The sequence below is a fragment of the Pseudomonas sp. CMR5c genome (genome assembly GCF_003850545.1).
GTDB classification, from domain to species: Bacteria; Pseudomonadota; Gammaproteobacteria; order Pseudomonadales; family Pseudomonadaceae; genus Aquipseudomonas; species Aquipseudomonas piscis.
In genome coordinates this window covers 6,238,478-6,255,411 of the sequence record NZ_CP027705.1, presented here as the reverse complement: position 1 = coordinate 6,255,411, position 16,934 = coordinate 6,238,478, and the positions used below count along the sequence as shown (strand labels likewise).

19 protein-coding genes are annotated in these 16,934 nt (G+C 65.3%); 14 read left to right on the top strand and 5 right to left on the bottom strand.

The annotated features are described in order from the left end of the window. Window positions 1-222 precede the first annotated feature (222 nt). On the bottom strand, window positions 223-792 hold the full coding sequence (locus tag C4K40_RS28920; protein ID WP_172681659.1) for a hypothetical protein: 570 nt from the start codon (window positions 790-792) through the stop codon (window positions 223-225). 248 nt (window positions 793-1,040) lie between these two features. Between C4K40_RS28920 and C4K40_RS28915 the strand changes: the two genes are divergently transcribed. The 9 genes from C4K40_RS28915 (at window position 1,041) to C4K40_RS28875 (ending at window position 8,962) form a co-directional block, all read left to right on the top strand. Beyond that, window positions 1,041-1,607: a DUF2780 domain-containing protein gene (locus tag C4K40_RS28915; protein WP_022641494.1), complete on the top strand. Its 567-nt coding sequence runs from the start codon at window positions 1,041-1,043 to the stop codon at window positions 1,605-1,607. Window positions 1,608-1,711: 104 nt separating this feature from the next. Beyond that, window positions 1,712-2,140 (top strand): DUF350 domain-containing protein, encoded by a 429-nt coding sequence (locus C4K40_RS28910; protein ID WP_022641493.1) that lies wholly within the window; start codon window positions 1,712-1,714, stop codon window positions 2,138-2,140. 10 nt (window positions 2,141-2,150) lie between these two features. Then, on the top strand, window positions 2,151-2,939 hold the full coding sequence (locus tag C4K40_RS28905; protein ID WP_124421370.1) for a DUF1190 domain-containing protein: 789 nt from the start codon (window positions 2,151-2,153) through the stop codon (window positions 2,937-2,939). After that, window positions 2,936-4,093 (top strand): glutathionylspermidine synthase family protein, encoded by a 1,158-nt coding sequence (locus tag C4K40_RS28900; protein WP_124421369.1) that lies wholly within the window; start codon window positions 2,936-2,938, stop codon window positions 4,091-4,093. Before C4K40_RS28905 ends, C4K40_RS28900 begins: the two co-directional genes overlap by 4 nt. Before the next feature lie 314 nt (window positions 4,094-4,407). After that, window positions 4,408-5,448, top strand: a complete 1,041-nt coding sequence (locus C4K40_RS28895) for an aliphatic amidase (RefSeq protein WP_053137724.1) — start codon at window positions 4,408-4,410, stop codon at window positions 5,446-5,448. Between the two features lie 84 nt (window positions 5,449-5,532). Next, window positions 5,533-6,651, top strand: coding sequence for an AAA family ATPase (locus C4K40_RS28890; protein ID WP_053137719.1), 1,119 nt, complete (start codon window positions 5,533-5,535; stop codon window positions 6,649-6,651). 27 nt (window positions 6,652-6,678) lie between these two features. Next, window positions 6,679-7,836: an aliphatic amidase expression-regulating protein AmiC gene (gene amiC / locus C4K40_RS28885; protein ID WP_053137716.1), complete on the top strand. Its 1,158-nt coding sequence runs from the start codon at window positions 6,679-6,681 to the stop codon at window positions 7,834-7,836. Further along, window positions 7,833-8,423, top strand: a complete 591-nt coding sequence (locus C4K40_RS28880) for an ANTAR domain-containing response regulator (protein ID WP_022641487.1) — start codon at window positions 7,833-7,835, stop codon at window positions 8,421-8,423. The genes amiC and C4K40_RS28880 overlap by 4 nt, the downstream gene beginning before the upstream one ends. A gap of 32 nt (window positions 8,424-8,455) precedes the next feature. After that, the gene (locus C4K40_RS28875) at window positions 8,456-8,962 is read left to right on the top strand and encodes an AmiS/UreI family transporter (RefSeq protein WP_022641486.1); all 507 of its coding nucleotides are present in this window, start codon (window positions 8,456-8,458) and stop codon (window positions 8,960-8,962) included. 31 nt (window positions 8,963-8,993) lie between these two features. Here the strand turns inward: C4K40_RS28875 and C4K40_RS28870 are convergent, their stop codons facing one another. Beyond that, entirely contained in the window at window positions 8,994-9,881 is an 888-nt protein-coding gene (locus tag C4K40_RS28870) for an acyltransferase (RefSeq protein WP_022641485.1), read from the bottom strand. 204 nt (window positions 9,882-10,085) lie between these two features. On the opposite strand from C4K40_RS28870, the gene C4K40_RS28865 reads away from it, so the two are divergent. The 4 genes from C4K40_RS28865 to creD all read left to right on the top strand — a co-directional run bounded on the left by C4K40_RS28865 (window position 10,086) and on the right by creD (window position 14,299). Then, window positions 10,086-10,586 (top strand): ATP-dependent zinc protease, encoded by a 501-nt coding sequence (locus C4K40_RS28865; RefSeq protein ID WP_022641484.1) that lies wholly within the window; start codon window positions 10,086-10,088, stop codon window positions 10,584-10,586. Between the two features lie 99 nt (window positions 10,587-10,685). Beyond that, entirely contained in the window at window positions 10,686-11,369 is a 684-nt protein-coding gene (creB, locus tag C4K40_RS28860) for a two-component system response regulator CreB (protein ID WP_022641483.1), read from the top strand. Next, window positions 11,369-12,787, top strand: coding sequence for a two-component system sensor histidine kinase CreC (gene creC / locus C4K40_RS28855; protein ID WP_053137713.1), 1,419 nt, complete (start codon window positions 11,369-11,371; stop codon window positions 12,785-12,787). Before creB ends, creC begins: the two co-directional genes overlap by 1 nt. Before the next feature lie 135 nt (window positions 12,788-12,922). After that, a complete protein-coding gene (gene creD, locus C4K40_RS28850; RefSeq protein ID WP_053137709.1) occupies window positions 12,923-14,299 on the top strand; it encodes a cell envelope integrity protein CreD in 1,377 nt (458 codons plus the stop codon). Window positions 14,300-14,464: 165 nt separating this feature from the next. Here the strand turns inward: creD and C4K40_RS28845 are convergent, their stop codons facing one another. Further along, complete coding sequence (locus C4K40_RS28845) at window positions 14,465-15,094, bottom strand: glutathione S-transferase (RefSeq protein WP_053137706.1); 630 nt, start codon at window positions 15,092-15,094, stop codon at window positions 14,465-14,467. A gap of 103 nt (window positions 15,095-15,197) precedes the next feature. On the opposite strand from C4K40_RS28845, the gene C4K40_RS28840 reads away from it, so the two are divergent. After that, a complete protein-coding gene (locus C4K40_RS28840; protein ID WP_053137703.1) occupies window positions 15,198-15,620 on the top strand; it encodes a hypothetical protein in 423 nt (140 codons plus the stop codon). On the opposite strand, the gene C4K40_RS28835 is transcribed toward C4K40_RS28840, so the two are convergent. Both C4K40_RS28835 and C4K40_RS28830 read right to left on the bottom strand, forming a co-directional pair. Beyond that, entirely contained in the window at window positions 15,598-15,786 is a 189-nt protein-coding gene (locus tag C4K40_RS28835) for a hypothetical protein (protein WP_022641477.1), read from the bottom strand. The two genes, C4K40_RS28840 and C4K40_RS28835, sit on opposite strands and share 23 nt — an antisense overlap. Then, a complete protein-coding gene (locus C4K40_RS28830; RefSeq protein WP_053137700.1) occupies window positions 15,783-16,904 on the bottom strand; it encodes a PepSY domain-containing protein in 1,122 nt (373 codons plus the stop codon). The genes C4K40_RS28835 and C4K40_RS28830 overlap by 4 nt, the downstream gene beginning before the upstream one ends. Between the last annotated feature and the right edge of the window lie 30 nt (window positions 16,905-16,934).

Here is a 16,934-nt window from a genome sequence, read left to right as displayed (position 1 = left end):
ATAGCGACAAAGGGCGACCCACGGTCGCTCTTTGTCGTTGCCGAACCCTGTAGCCGCTGTCGAGCACCAGCGAGGCTGCGTACGGGGGCGCAGCGCCCGCCAACCGCCCACGCGTTGCATCAGTCACACCCTGGACTCCCGGCCTGGCGGCCCGTGCCGTGCGCGGCCTGCGGCAGCGGCTACACGAAGCGAGGTTGTCGCCAGTTCATTCCGGCCACAGGATCAATAGCCTTGGCCGGGATAGCTGAACCAGTGCTGTCCGTTGAGCACCTGGCTGACGAAAGCCGGGTCATACAAGCCCGGTGCATCGCGCTGGAAACGCGAACGCCATTGCGGCAGCCACCAATAGTCGAGCGCCGTACTCCTTGGGAACACCACCAGCTGCATGACGGCCTGGCCGATGGCGCCACGCTGGTACAGCCCGTGGGTGGCGTCCATCCAGCCCAGGTAGTGATCGATGGGCAGCGCGAGCATCAAGGCCGTGGCATGCACCTTTTGCGTCTCGCTGCGCTGCGGGTCGGCCAGCAGCGCCAGCGCTTCGCAGTAGTGGGCCTCGGGCCGTTGGACGATCGCCTGGGCCGCCGGGTCTTGAAGAATACCCAGGGGCCCGCCGTTGTCTCGCCAGTCGGCGCCCTGGCTGTCGTTGACATACTGGTCGATGAATTCGCTCAAGGGGCCGGAGGCCACGGGCGACCCCGGGCAGGAGGCGCTATCGACCGGGGTGCCGATGCGCCAGATGGCCACGCATGCCACCAGGGCCAGCACCGTGCAGCAGTAAAGAACAGGTTTCATGGGGGCTCGATCGATGTGTTGCGCCGAAGAATGCAGGTCTTTGCCAGCGCTGTCGACCTGGGGCGGCCCGCCCCATGGCGTCCTGCCGTCATTCATCGCCCCAGCCATTGGCGGCGCCGCTTATCGACTAGATTTCAAGCAACCGGGGATCTTGCGGTCCCTCGGAACATTCGTCTGCGCCATGAGTCCAACGACTGTTTTCCCGCCACTCGATTCCGGGTGGTTTCTCGCCCCATGAGGTTGTTTCGATGAATATTCCACGCGGTTTCGCCCTGGCTACCCTGATGACCCTGGCAGCCGGTTCGGCCCTGGCCGGCGGTTTCAGCCTGAACGATGCGGCCAATGCCATTTCCGGCATGCAGGGTGGCGACAAGGCTGCCGCTGCGGCACCGACCTCGCAGACCGCCGGCCTGCTCGGCGCCCTGGGTTCGCAGCTCAATGTCACCCCCCAACAAGCCATCGGCGGCACCGGCGCCATGCTCGGCCTGGCGAAGAACCAACTGAGCGGCTCGGACTACTCGCAACTGAGCAAGAGCGTGCCGGGCCTGGACAAGCTGTCGGGCAGCAATGCCCTGGGCAGCCTCGGTGCCTTGGGCGGCCTGCTCGGCCAGTCGTCGGGCCAGAACGCCGGGCTGGACAACGCCCTGGGTAATGTCAAGAACACCAGTGACCTGAACAATGCGTTCGGCGCCCTGGGCATGGACAGCGGCATGGTCGGGCAATTCGCCCCGGTGATCCTGCAGTACCTGGGCCAGCAAGGGGTGGGCGGCTCGCTGCTGCAAAGCCTGAGCAGCATCTGGGGCGTGGCCAAGTAAGGCGAGGGCCCCGGTGCCATGGCGCCGGGGCCAATCCTCCAGTGTTCGGCGAATCGGGCCTGTGATATATCTCGCGCCCCGTTTTCCAAGGAAGCCCGAACGCGATGTTCATGGATGCACTGAAGATGTCTCTGCCCGCCAATGCGGTGCTTGGTTTTACCCTCTACATGCTGGGCGCGGCCCTGGTTTTCGCCCTCTACGCTTTCATCTACACCCGCCTGACGCCCCATAACGAATTCGCCCTGATCCGCCAGGGCAACAGTGCGGCGGCCATCGCCCTGGCCGGTGCCTTGCTGGGCTTCGCGATCCCGGTGGCCAGTGCCATTTCCCACTCCATCTCGATCATCGACTTCCTGCTCTGGGCGGCGATTGCCGCCGTGGTGCAGTTGCTGGCGCTGTTGGCCGTGAGCCTGACGCTCAAGGGCTTGTCCCGGCGCATCGTCGACCAGGAGAACGCCGCGGCGATCCTGGTGGCTGCGGTTTCCGTCGGTGTCGGCCTGCTGAATGCGGCCTGCATGACTCCATCGACCTGAGGGCGCAGCGATGAAACGCAGTAGAAGCGTGCGCCTGGTACTGCTGGGCAGCGTGCCGTTCGCCCTGGCGGCCTGTGATGGCCAGCCCCAGGCGACCCGGGTCGTGCGCCAGGTCCAGCATTTCAGCACCCCAGAGGAGTGCGCCCAGGCGCAGGTTCCCATGGATATCTGCCTGGACGCCCGTCACGATGCCTGGGCATATGGCCAGGAGGAGGGGCCGCGTTATTGGGACCTGAAGCGTTGTGAGGCGGATTTCCTGCCGGGTGCTTGCACCATCTCCAGCGATGGCCGGGCCTATGTGCCGATGTTCTATGGGTTCGCCCTGACCACTGATCGCACGGTGCCGGTTACTCCAGAGGACGAGCAGCAGGCGGCGACCGATAGTGCCAGCAGCGGCAGTTCCAGTGGCACTGGCTCCAGTAGCGGCAGCAGCTCGGTCAGTGGTGGTGGTGGTGGTGGTGGTGGTGGTGGTGGTGGTGGTGGTCACAGTTCGAGCTCTTCGGGTTCGAGTTTCTGGCGCTGGATCGGCCTGGACTCGACGCCTGAGCCACGCTACTTCACCGAGGGGCTGTACAAGGAGCGTGATGCTCAGGGCGGTGAACGCTTGAGCACCCTCGGCCAGCAGGTCGAGGGCGGCAAGAGCTTCCCCGGCGCCAGCAGCGGCCGTTTCGCTATCTCCAGCCCCGAGCACTTCACCAGCACGGGCAGTTCCTTCTCCGGTGCCCATGAGGTGGTCAGTCGCGGCGGTTTCGGCTCCAGCTCCAGCTCGGGCCACAGCAGCTGGGGGTTCGGTTCTTGAAGCGGGTCCACAGCACGCCGCGCCCGGACTGGCAGGCCACGGCGCAGCGACTGGGGTTCGCCTTCCACACCTTCGATGGCGAGCCCTATTGGGACGAGTCGGCCTACTACCAGTTCAGCCTGCGGCAGATCGAGGAGCACCTGGAGGACCCGACCCAGGCGCTGCATGAGTTGTGCATGGAGCTGGTGGCCGAGGTGGTGGAGAGCGAGGAGCTGCTGCAGCGCCTGGCCATTCCCGAGGCGTTCCACGAGCTGGTCCGCAGCTCGTGGAAGCGCCGCGACCCACACCTCTATGGCCGCATGGACCTGTGCTACGACGGCCACGGCCCGGCCAAGCTGCTGGAGACCAACTACGACACCCCGACCTCGTTGTACGAGGCCAGCTTCTTCCAGTACGTCTGGCTCGAACAGCAGATGCAGCGTGGCCAGCTGCCGGCGGGGTGCGACCAGTTCAACAGCATCGAGGACAAGCTGCTGCAAGCCTTCGTGCAGGGCGGTTTCGGCTCGCCATTGTACTTCTCCTCGGTCCGTGGCTCGGTGGAAGACCGGGGCACCGTAGAATACCTGCGCGACATCGCCCGCCAGGCCGGCCTGCGCACGCGGATGATCGATATCGAGGACATCGGCCTCGATGCTGGCGGGCGTTTCGTCGACCTGCAGGGCACGCCCATCGACAATCTGTTCAAGCTCTATCCATGGGAGCAGATGTTCAACGAAGACTATGGCCGGGCCATCGCCGCTAGCCGCACCGGCTTCGTCGAGCCGCCATGGAAGGCGATCCTCTCCAACAAGGGCGCCATGGCCCTGCTCTGGGAGCGTCATCCGGGGCATCCGAACCTGCTGCCGGCGTTCATCGACGAGCAGCCGGCCGGCGACCTGCAACCGGGCTGGGTACGCAAGCCGTTCTTTTCCCGGGAGGGCGCCAATGTGCAGATCCGCACAAACGCTGGCGAACGGTTGAGCGAGGCGGGGCCCTACGGCGCTGGCCCGAGCATTCGCCAGCAGTTCCAGCCGTTGCCGAACTTCGCCGGCAACCACACTGTGATCGGTAGCTGGGTGATCGGCGACCGGCCAGCGGGGATCGGCATTCGCGAGGACAATTCGCCGATCACCAAGGACAGCAGCCGTTTCCTGCCCCATGTGATCCTCGACTGAACCCTGTCCGATACCGCCTCGCAGGGGGCGTGTCGTCGTTTACAAAAAAATCCCCGCTGAGCCTGGCGCTGCAAGTGCCGGGCTAGAGGGTTCTTTTTGGCATGGGCCGATCCTGCTGGCGCGCCGGGGGTTGCGCGGTGCTTGACAAGGTTTCTGGCGCGGCGCTTAGATAAGCCCCATCAGGAAAAGCGCATCAGCGTCGATGTCGCCGATCCACCCAGGTCGTACATGCCAAAGAGCAAATGAGCTCTCCCGGGGTTATCCCCGGGAGGGCTTTTTTTCGTCCGCAAAAAATAAAAAAAGAGGTATCAGATATGCGTCATGGCGATATTTCCAGTAGCAACGATACCGTTGGCGTCGCAGTGGTGAACTACAAGATGCCACGCCTGCACACCCGCGCCGAGGTCCTGGCCAACGCGCAGAAGATCGCCGACATGGTGGTCGGCATGAAGCAGGGGCTGCCGGGCATGGACCTGGTGATCTTCCCCGAGTACAGCCTCCAGGGGATCATGTACGACCCCGCGGAAATGATGGAAACAGCGGTTGCCATTCCTGGCGACGAGACTGAACTGCTGGCCCGCGCTTGTCGCAAGGCCAACGTCTGGGGCGTGTTCTCGTTGACCGGCGAGCGCCACGAAGAACACCCAAACAAGGCGCCGTACAACACCCTGGTGTTGATCGACAACAAGGGCGAGGTGGTCCAGAAGTACCGCAAGATCATCCCCTGGTGCCCGATCGAGGGCTGGTACCCCGGGGGCCAGACTTTCGTCAGCACAGGGCCCAAGGGCATGCAGATCAGCATGATCATCTGCGATGACGGCAACTATCCGGAGATCTGGCGCGATTGCGCGATGAAGGGCGCCGAACTGATCGTGCGCTGCCAGGGCTACATGTACCCGGCCAAGGAGCAGCAGGTGCTGATGGCCAAGGCCATGGCCTGGGCCAACAACACCTACGTGGCGGTGGCCAATGCCGCGGGCTTCGATGGCGTCTATTCCTACTTCGGCCACTCGGCGATCATCGGCTTCGATGGCCGTACCCTCGGTGAATGCGGCGAGGAGGAAATGGGCATCCAGTACGCCCAGCTGTCGATCTCGCAGATCCGCGATGCCCGGGCCAACGACCAGTCGCAGAACCACCTGTACAAGATTCTCCATCGCGGCTACACCGGCTTGAACAACTCCGGCGAGGGCGACCGTGGCCTGGCCGAGTGCCCCTTCGAGTTCTACAAGACCTGGGTGACCGACGCCGAGAAGGCCCGGGAAAACGTCGAGAAGATCACTCGCTCGACCTCGGGCGTTGCGCAGTGCCCGGTGGGGCGGCTGCCCTACGAGGGTATGGAGAAAGAGGCCTGACCTGCACTGCAGGTTGAACGGCGGGCTGCCGCAGCCAGGCGGCCCGCGTCCTTTTTCTTCCCTGCGCAAGATGGAGTCATTCCCATGCCCTTCCTGACCGACATGCTGGAGCAGTCGCAGCGTCGCCAGGCCCAGGACCAGGCCCTGGCCAGCGAGAACCGCGCCGATGCGCCGCTGGTCCAGGCCCACCTGGCCAGCCAGGCGGCGCTGCACAGCCGTTACCGTTTCGATATCGAGGCCATCATGGCCAGCCTGCGCGCCGAGATCCTCGGCCAGGACCAGGCCTTGCACAGTGTCCAGGACATGCTCCGGGTGGTGCGCGCGGACATCACCGATCCACGCCGCCCGCTCTACACCGCGTTGTTCCTGGGGCCCACCGGGGTGGGCAAGACCGAGATCGTGCGGGCCCTGGCCAGGGCCCTGCATGGCGATGCCGATGCTTTTTGCCGCATCGACATGAACACCCTGTCCCAGGAGCACTATGCCGCCGCGCTCACTGGCGCGCCGCCCGGCTACGTGGGGGCGAAGGAGGGTAATACCCTGTTCGACCAGGACAAGCTCGACGGCAGCCTCGGGCGCCCCGGCATCGTGCTCTTCGACGAGCTGGAAAAGGCCAGCCCTCAGGTGGTCCAGGCGCTGCTCAACGTGCTGGACAACGGCATGCTCACGGTGGCCTCGGGCGAGCGCAGCTACAGTTTTCGCAACAGCCTGATCTTCATGACCAGCAACCTCGCGGCCCGGGAGATCCAGGGCTACGACCAGCGGCGCAAGGGCTGGCTGGGCTGGTTGCTGCCCTCCACCGCGGCTTCACGGCATCGGGCGGTGGAGAAGCTGGTCAGGGCCCGCTTGCTCAAGGCCTTCGCCCCGGAGTTCGTCAACCGTATCGACAACATCATTACCTTCAACTGGATCGAGCGTGGCCTGGTGGAGCAGTTGGTGGCGCTTGAGGTGCAGCGGCTCAACCGGCGCCTGGAGAAGCATCGCTGCAGCCTGGTGGCCACGCCCCAGGTGCTGGCCCATGTGGCCCGTGCCGGTTTCGACCGGCAGTTCGGCGCCCGTGCGTTGCGCCGCAGCGTGCGCCAGCATCTGGAAGTGCCCCTGGCCGAATTCCTCCTGGAGTACCACGCTCCGGTCATGGGCGAGCCACCGGTGGTCTATGCGGCGCACGTGGCGCAGGGCAGGATCGGGTTCAGTCGCCAGTAGGCCGCGTCGAACAAGGAGCAGTCATTCATGGTTTCACATCCGGACCAGCCCCAGATCGGGCTGCTGTTTTCCGAGACCGGCGTCACCGCCGACATCGAGCGTTCGCAGCGCTACGGCGCCTTGCTGGCCATCGAGCAACTGAACCGCCAGGGCGGCGTGGCCGGCCTGCCGATCCAGGCACTGGCGCGGGACCCCGGCGGCGACCCGGATCGCTATCGGCTGTACGCCGATGAGTTCATCCGCAACCACGGGATACGCCTGCTGGTGGGCTGCTACATGTCCCACACGCGCAAGGCGGTGATGCCGGTGGTGGAGCGCACCGACGCGCTGCTCTGCTACCCGACGCCCTACGAGGGCTTCGAGTATTCGCCGAACATCATCTACGGCGGCCCGGCCCCGAACCAGAACAGCGCGCCGCTGGCGGCCTACCTGATCCGTCACTACGGGGAACGGGTGGTGTTCATCGGCTCGGACTACATCTACCCCCGGGAGAGCAACCATGTGATGCGCCACCTCTACCGCCAGCACGGCGGCACGGTGCTGGAGGAGATCTACATCCCGCTGTATCCCTCGGACGAGGACCTGGCGCGAGCCGTGGACCTGATCGTCAAGGCCCAGGCCGATGTGGTGTTCTCCACCGTGGTGGGCACCGGCACCGCCGAGCTGTACCGGGCCATTGCCCGGCGCTATGGCGACGCGCCCCGGCCCCGGATCGCCAGCCTGACCACCAGCGAGGCGGAGATCGCCAAGATGGGCAGCGAGGTGGCCGAGGGGCATGTGGTGGTCGCGCCGTATTTCTCCAGCATCGATACCCCGGCCAGCCGCGAGTTCGTCCGCGCCTGCAATGCCTTCTTTCCCGAGGACGTCAGCATCACCGCGTGGACCGAGGCGGCCTACTGCCAGACCCTGATGCTCGGCCGGGCCATGCAGGCGGCCCAGGGCTGGCGGGTGGAGCAGGTGCAGCCCGAGCTTTACCGCCAGCGCCTGGACGCCCCCCAGGGACCGATCTGGGTGGAACAGCAGAACAACCACAGCCACTTGACCTCGCGCATCGCCGAGATCGATTCGCGTGGCACGTTCCAGGTGCGCTGGCAATCCCCCGAGCCCATCCGGCCGGACCCCTACGTGGTGGTGCACAACCTGGACGACTGGTCCGCCAGCATGGGCGAGGGCTCGCACCGATGAGCGCCAACTCGATCCTCGGTTCCCTGCGCGAGCTGCAGGTGATGGTGCTGAACCCGCCCGGGGCCTTGAGCGATGCCCTGGTGTTGCAGCTGATCCGTATCGGTTGTTCGGTGCGCCAGATCTGGCCGCCACCCAAGCACTTCGATGTGCCGGTGGACGTGATCTTCACCGGCATCTTCCAGAACCATCATCACGAGCAGATCAGTGCGCTGGTCGGCAGCGGCTCGCCGCGCACCACCGTGGTGGCCCTGGTGGAGTACGAGAGCCCGGCGGTGCTGTCGCAGATCATCGAGCTGGAGTGCCACGGGGTGATCCTCCAGCTGTTGGACGCGCACAAGATCCTGCCGGCGCTGGTCGCCGCGCGCCGGGTCAGCGAAGAGCTGTTCAAGCTCAAGCAGAAGCACGCGCAGTTGCAGGAACGCCTGGCCAGCCAGGTGGATATCAACCGGGCCAAGGTGCTGTTGATGCAACTGCATGGCTGGGAGGAAGGCCAGGCCCATGGGTTCCTCTGCCAGGAGGCGATGAAGAGCCGGGAGCCGATTCTCAAGGTCGCCCAGGACTTGCTGCGCCAGCACCCGGACAAATGAGCCAAGAACAACAATAACGCGAGGGTATCGTCATGCTGCTTGGATTGATTCTGCTGTATGTGGGCGCCGTGCTGTTCGTCAACGGCATCTGGCTGATGGAGCGCATCAGTGGCAGGGAGGTCGCGGTGATCAATGCCCTGGTCGGCAGCCTGAGCCTGCTGGTGGCCCTGTACATGATCTTTCTCGCCGGCGAGGTGCGGGGCGGGGCGCTGACCCTGCTGTTCGCGTTCACCTACCTGTGGGTGGCGGCCAACCAGTGGCTGGGCAACGACGGTCGGGGGCTGGGCTGGTTCTGCCTGTTCGTCAGCCTCACCGCGGCCACGGTGGCGATCCAGGCGCTGGGCGATCTGGGCGGGGCTTTCGGGGTGTGGAACGCGCTCAACTGGCTGGCCTGGACCCTGCTGTGGTTCACCTTCTTCCTGCTGCTGGGGCTGTCGCGCAAGATCCAGCGCCAGGTGGCGTTGTTGACCCTGGCCTGCGCGATCGGTACCGGCTGGATTCCCGGGCTGCTGATCCTCGGGCAGGTGCTCAAGCCCTAGGGGCGGCGCCCCCAGGGTAGCGGGATGGGGCTCAGTCGGCCCCGGCCAGCAGCGCGTCGATACGCTGGTCCTTATCGGTCCACAGCTGGTTGACCCAGTCCTGGACCTGCTGGCGGAACGCCGGGTCGTTCTCGTAGTCGCCGTGCCACAGGGCCGGGTCCAGCTCGCGGGTGCGGATATCGATGATCACCTTGGGCACGTTGCCGCTGATCAAGTCCCAGAAGCCGGGAATGCGCTCCTGGGGGTAGACCACGGTGACGTCCAGCATGGCGTCCAGCTGTTCGCCCATGGCGGCCAGGACGAAGGCCACGCCGCCAGCCTTGGGCTTGAGCAGGTGGCGCAAGGGCGAGGCTTGCTGCTCGCGCTTGGCCTGGGTGAAGCGGGTGCCTTCCAGGTAGTTGACCACGGTCACCGGCTGGCGCTTGAACAGCTCGCAGGCGGCCTTGGTGATCTCCAGGTCCTTGCCTTGCAGTTCCGGGTGCTTGGCCAGGAAGGCCTTGCTGTAGCGCTTCATGAAGGGGTAGTCCAGCGCCCACCAGGCCAGGCCCAGGAACGGCACCCAGATCAGTTCCTTCTTGAGGAAGAACTTGAAGAACGGCGTGCGCCGGTTGAGGGTCTGGATCAGGGCCGGGATGTCGACCCAGGACTGGTGGTTGCTGACCACCAGGTACGAGGTGTCTTCACGCAGGCCTTCGCCACCGCGAATGTCCCAGCGGGTGGGGATGCAGGTGGCGAAGATCAGCTTGTCGATCTCGGCCCAGGTCTCGGCGATCCACATCACCGCGCCGGAGGCATAGTCCCGCAGGCGGCCCGGCAGGACCAACTTGAGCAGGGCGAACACCATCAGGGGCCCGAACAGCACCAGGGTGTTGAGCAGAAGCAGCAGGGTGACGAGACAGCCGGTGAGCAGTCGGCGCATAGGGCACTCTTCAGATTTTTCGGGGCGCGCAATGATAAGCAGCTTCGGCGAGCAGGCCAAATTCTAGTGTGCTGACGAATGTTTCACCTGCGCTGTGACAAGCTTTTTACAAGTGTCCTGCAGACTGGTTGCGACAGCGTCCGAACCAATCGCCCGGCGGCGGTCTAAAATCCCGCAGCCCCTTTCCTCGAGGAATCCATCGTCGTGAAATCCGTCCTTGCTCTGCTGTCTCTGGTGGCGTTGCCGGTCCTGGCCGCCGAACCGACCCTGTACGGTCGCTACGAAAACATCCGTTTGCCGGAGATCGGCGAAACCTTGCAGGCCAAGATGGATACCGGGGCCCTGACTGCGTCGCTGTCGGCCAGGGACATCCAGACCTTCACCCGCGATGGCGAGAACTGGGTGCGCTTCCGCCTGGCCACCAAGGATGCCGGCGACAAGGTCTACGAACACAAGGTGGCGCGGATCAGCAAGATCAAGAGCCGCTCCGACGAAGACGACGAGCGTGAGGAGCCCCAGGCGGCCAAGCGCCCGGTGGTGGAGTTGGAAATGTGCCTGGGCAACGTCAAGCGTACGGTGGAGGTCAACCTCACCGACCGCAGCAGCTTCAACTATCCGCTGCTGATCGGCGCCAAGGCCCTGCGCGAATTCGGCGCGGCAGTGAACCCGGCACGGCGCTACACCGCCGACAAGCCTGACTGCTGATTGGGCTGCCGCGCGGCGCAGGCGGTGGTGCAAGCTCCGATTGACTGTCCATAAGGCATCCGGCACCGTTCGCCCATTGAATTTACGTGCCTGGATGCCATGCCCCATATCCTGATTGTCGAAGACGAAGCGGCGATTGCCGACACCCTGGTTTTTGCCCTGCAGGGCGAAGGCTTCAGCACCACCTGGCTGAGCCTGGGACGCGCGGCCCTGGAGTACCAGCAGGCGACCCCGGCGGACCTGGTCATCCTCGATATCGGCCTGCCGGATATCAGCGGTTTCGAAACCTGCAAGCAACTGCGGCGCTTCAGCGAGGTGCCGGTGATGTTCCTCAGTGCCCGGGACGGCGAGATCGACCGGGTGGTGGGCCTGGAGATCGGCGCCGACGACTACGTGGTCAAGCCCTTCAGCCCGCGGGAGGTCGCGGCCCGGGTCAAGGCCATCCTCAAGCGCATGGTCCCGCGCCCGGCACCGGAGCCGGAAGCGGCGGCGTTGTTCACCATCGATCCCGAGCGGGTGCAGATCAGCTATCGCGGCCAGGCCCTGAGCCTGACCCGGCATGAGTTCCGCCTGTTGCAATGCCTGCTGGAGCAACCCGAGCGGGTGTTCAGTCGCGAGCAGTTGCTCGATGCCCTCGGGGTGATGGCGGACGTGGGTTACGAGCGCAACATCGACAGCCATGTGAAGAGCCTGCGGGCCAAGCTGCGCCTGGTGGCGGCCCAGGCCGAACCGATCCAAACCCATCGCGGCCTGGGCTACAGCTACAGCCCGAGTCACGCCTGATGACCCTGGGCCTGCGGATCTTCCTGGTCTACCTGCTGTTCATCAGCTTCACCGGTTATTTCGTGCTGAGCACGGTGATGAAGGAGATCCGCCCCGGGGTGCGCCAGTCCACCGAGGAAACCCTGGTGGACACCGCCAACCTGCTGGCGGAGATCCTGCGCGACGACTTCAAGGCCGGCACCCTCAGCGAGAACCGCTGGCCGCAATTGCTGCGGGCCTACGGCGAGCGCCAGCCGGCCGCGACCATCTGGGGCCTGCCGAAGAACCAGGTCAACCACCGGATCTACGTGACCGACGCCCGGGGCATCGTGGTCCTGGACTCCAGCGGGCTGGCGGTGGGCCAGGACTACTCGCGCTGGAACGACGTCTACCTGACCCTGCGCGGGCAGTACGGCGCGCGTTCGTCACGGGCGGTGGCCGATGACCCGAATTCTTCGGTGATGCACGTGGGCGCGCCGATTCGCGACAACGGCCAGATCATCGGCGTGGTGACGGTGGCCAAGCCCAACAGTTCGTTGCAGCCCTATGTCGACCGCACCGAGCGGCGCTTGCTGTGGTACGGCGCCGGGCTGATCGCCATGGGCTTGTTGTTCGGCGCTTTGCTGTCGTGGTGGTTGAGTGCCGCGCTGCGGCGCATGACCGGTTATGCGCTGGCGGTGAGCGAAGGGCGGCGGGCCGAGTTGCCGCATTATCGCGGCGGCGAGATGGAGCAACTGGCCACGGCGGTGGAGCGTATGCGCACCCAGCTGGAGGGCAAGGCCTATGTCGAGCGCTACGTGCATACCCTGACCCATGAGCTGAAAAGCCCGCTGGCGGCGATCCGTGGCGCGGCGGAACTGCTCCAGGAAGACATGCCCCAGGCCCAGCGCCAGCGCTTCGTCGGCAATATCGACAGTGAAAGCGCACGCATGCAGCAGCTGATCGAGCGCCTGCTGAACCTGGCCCAGGTGGAACAACGCCAGGGCCTGGAGGAGCGGGTCAAGGTGCCGCTGGCGCCCCTGGTCCAGGACTTGCTCGACAGCCAGCACGGGCGTATCGAAGGCAAGCAGTTGCAGGTGGAGCAACAGGTGCCGGCGGACCTGGCCTGGTCCGGCGAGCCCTTCCTGCTGCGCCAGGCCCTGGGCAACCTGCTGGCCAATGCCCTGGACTTCAGCCCGTCCCAGGGCTCGCTGCGATTCTCTGCCCGGCAGACGGAAGGCGGCGTGGAGCTGGAGCTGTTCAATCGGGGCGAGCCGATTCCTGATTACGCCCTGCCACGCCTGTGCGAGCGCTTTTATTCCCTGCCGCGCCCGGACAGCGGGCGCAAGAGCACTGGCCTGGGGCTGAACTTCGTCGATGAGGTGGTGCAGTTGCATGGCGGCCAACTGCGGATCGACAACGTGCCCGGCGGCGTCCAGGTGACGTTGCGCCTGCCTTGACCTGCGGATGTGGCGAGGGAGCAAGCTCTCTTGCCACAAAGGCCTTGGGGATTCTCCACAGAGTCTCCACACGGGCTCCATAAAACCCCCATGGCGGCGCCCCAGACTCTCCTGCATTCACACAGGGAGAGCCCCATGAACCGAAATCTGTCCTTCAAGCTCGGGGCCATTGCCCTGTTGATCATCTTGTTGATGATCCCGCTGCTGCTGATCAGCGGCCTGATCGGCGAGCGCCAGCAACTGCGCGATGGCGTGCTCGAGGATATCGCCCGCAGTTCCAGCACCCAGCAGCAGCTTCGCGGCCCGGTGCTGGTGGTGGATTACCGCAAGACCGTGCGCACCTGGAAAACCGACCAAAAGACCAAGAAGCGCTATCAGGAGGTGGGCGAAGAGCAGGGGCGCATGTTCTTCCTGCCGGAGCAGTTCGAGCTGGACGGCAAGGTGCAGACCGAGCTGCGCGCCCGGGGTATCTACGAGGCGCGGCTGTTCCACGCCGACAACCACATCAGTGGCCAGTTCGTGGTGCCCGAGCAATACGGGATCAAGGAGGATTTTGCCGACTACAAGTTCGACCAGCCATTCCTGGCCGTGGGTATCAGTGATATCCGTGGGATCGAGAATGCCCTGCAACTGCAGCTCAACGGCCAGGTCCTGGATTTTGCCCCGGGCACTTTCGTCAGCTGGCTGGATGAAGGGGTGCATGTGACGTTGCCACCCCTGGACCTGAGAAAGGCCAGTCGCCTGGACTTCGCCTTCGACCTGCGCCTGCAGGGCACCGGCCAGTTGGCGGTGCTGCCGGTGGGCAAGACCAGCAAGGTCCTGCTGACGGCCAACTGGCCACACCCGAGCTTCATCGGCAACTACCTGCCGGTACGTCGGGAAGTCACCGAGAAAGGCTTCTCGGCCATCTGGCAGACCTCGTTCTTCTCCACCAACCTGGAACATGCCATGGAGCGTTGCGCATTCGGCAGCCAATGCCAGGGCTTCAACAGCCGCAGCTTCGGCGTGAGTTTCATCGATCCGGTGGACCAGTACCTCAAGAGCGACCGGGCGATCAAATACGCCTTGCTGTTCATCGGCCTCACCTTCGCCGGCTTCTTCCTCTTCGAAGTGCTCAAGAGCCTGGCGGTTCACCCGATACAGTACGGCCTGGTGGGCGTGGCGCTGGCGTTCTTCTACCTGTTGCTGCTGTCGTTGTCCGAGCACCTGGGCTTCGAGTTGGCCTATGGCGTGTCGGCCACGGCCTGTGTGGGGTTGATCGGTTTCTATGTCAGCCATGTGCTGCGCAGTTGGCGCAACGGCGCGATGTTCGCAGGCGCCCTGGCTGCCTTGTATGGCCTGCTCTACGGCCTGTTGAGCGCCGAGGACTACGCGCTGCTGATGGGCTCGTTGCTGCTGTTCGGCCTGTTGGGCGTGTTCATGGTGCTGACCCGCAAGCTGGACTGGTACGGCGTTGGCCAGCGCAAGGAGACGCAACCGCTTAACTTCGACCTGGGGGTGATCCGTGAGTAGGTCGTTGGGGTTGCGTGAGGATCAGCGCCAGCGAGAGAACCTGGCGCTGCGGATTGCCGGCTTGTTTCCAGCCGATGCCTGGTGGTTGCTGCGCCAGCCGGCCGGTCCCGGAAAACCGCTCGGGCCAAACACGGCGCGGCGCCCCGGGCCCGACCGGTTGACCGACTAGACCGGCGGCTGGGTCGCCAGCAACGAGGCGCGCTGGCTGGCCTCGGCATACCAGTCGGCGAGCCGGGGCTGGGCCTGGCGCCATTGCAGGTCCGGGTGGCGAAAATCCAGGTAGCCCAGGGCGCAGGCGACACTGATGGCGGCGATGTCGAAGTGGCTGGCCAGTTCGGCGATGGCTTCGGCTTCCAGTTCCGCCAGGGCACGGCGGATCTTGTCGCGCTGGCCTTCGAGCCACGCTTGCGATTGGGTTTCGGGGGTGCGCAGGGTCTGTTCGTAGCGCACCAGCACCGAGGCATCCATGATGCCGTCGGCCAGGGCCGCGAGGGTCAGGCGCCGCCAGCGGGCCGAGCCCTCGCGGGGGATCAGCGGGTTGCCGACGTGCTGCTGGTCGAGGTACTCGAGGATCACCCGGCTGTCGTACAGCACTTGGCCGTTGGCCAGGCGCAGGGCGGGGATCTTGCCCAGGGGGTTGTCCTGGTTCAGCGCGGCATCGGGCTTGATCGGGGTCAGCTGGCAGTCATGCAGGGCGACTCGATCCAGCTGCCCGGTTTCGTGCAGGAGCACCATGACTTTGCGCACATAAGGTGATGCCGGGTTGTGGAACAGCGTCATGCTGGGGATGGACATGAATATTCCTCGGATAAGGGGAGCGACAGCTCTCGCCCGAGAATCTTAGCGCAGCCGGTGGCACAGGCCACAGTTGCGCATGGATATGGACCAGGAGTAGTGGATGCGCAGTTCTTATCTTCGGCATGGGCTGATCAGCCTGGCCCTGACCTTGCTGGGGGCCCTGATGGTGTACCTGGCCTTGCAGTACGAGTTTCGCCGCAAGGGCGAGGGCGAGCCGGAGCTGATCATGGCGTTCGCCTACATGGCCTGGTACTGGGCCCTGCCGGCGCTGGCGCTGCCGGCCCTGGGCTGTGCCCTGCTGGGCCTGCGCGGTCCGGCCCGGGTGACCCGTCCCTGGCGCTGGGCGCTGGCCGCCAGCTACGTACCGCTGCTGGGGCTGGCGCTGTTCAGCGTGCTGGTGGCCATCGAGGCGCTGCTGGAAAACCGTGGGTTCATCCCGGTGATGCTGGTCGGCCTGGTGCTGTCCATGTACCTGTGGCGCGGTTTTCCTCCCGCCGGGGTCAAGCCGCGCCCTGGCGCTTGAACAGGCCGCGCAGGGCGATCAGCGCCGGCAGGCCCAGGCCGATCCAGCTGAGGCTGTCCCACAGGCCGTCGCCCAGCAATGCCGCGAACAGCCCGGCGGCGCTGAGCAGGCCGATGGCCAGGGGCGCGGCGAAGACCTTCCAGAAGCTCGCTTGACGGCGTTTCATGGGCGCACCTCCGCTGACGGCTTGGCGGCTCGACGGCGGACGACCCACAGGTACAGGCCGCTGCCCAGGACGATGATGGTCAGCACGTCCATCACGGCCCACAGCACCTTCATCGGCATGCCGCCGTAGTCACCGAAATGCAGCGGTTGCGACATGCCCATGGCATCCATGTACCAGGGGCGGCCGGCCACGGCGGTGACTTCCAGGGTGCTGGCGTCGATCAGCACCGGAGTCAGCAGGTGCGAGGTGAGGTGGCTGTCGCCCTTGAGGAACACCGCATAGTGATGCTCGCTGGAGAAGCGCGTGCCGGGGAAGGCGATGAAGTCCGGTTGCATGCCCGGAGCCGCCTCCCGGGCGATGTCCAGCAAGCGACTGGCCGGCGCCAGCGTTTGCAGCGGCGGCGCATCGCGGTAGGGCGCGACCATTGCCGCGAGGCTGTCGTTGCGCCAGGCGGCGATGATCAGGTCGGCGCAGGCGCTGATCACCCCCGTCACCCCCACCACCAGGGCCCAGGTCAGGGTCACCACGCCGATCAGGTTGTGCAGGTCGAGCCAGCGCAGGCGGCGGGACTTGTCCTGGCGCACGGTGGCGAACTTCAGGCGGCGCATGAACGGCAGGTAGAGCACGGTGCCGGAGATGATCGCCAGCACGAACAGCACGCCCATGAAGGCCAGCAGCAACTTGCCCGGCAACTCGGCGAGCATGTCCACGTGCAGGCGCAGGATGAACATCATCAGGCCGTCATTGGCCGAGGGCGTCTCCAGTGCCTCGCCGGTACGGGCGTCGAGCATGAAGGTATAGGAGAGGTTGGGATCGGTGCCGGCGGTCTTGGCCATGATGGTGGTCACGCCGTTGGGCTCGTCTTCGTCCCAGCCGAAGTACTGCAGGACCTCGCCCGGCCGATGGGCCTCGGCGGCCTTGACCAGTTGCTGCAAGTCCAGGCGCGGTGTATCGGCAGGCATCTCCCGCAACTCGGGGGCGTTGCCCAGCAGGTGGTCGATCTCGTGGTGGAAGATCAGCGGCAGCCCGGTGAGCGCCAGCATCAGCAGGAACACCGTACAGATCAGGCTGGTCCAGGTGTGGATGAAGGACCAGCGGCGGATGGTTGTGCTTTTCATTCATTAGCCTTCAGACACGCGAAGGCCGTC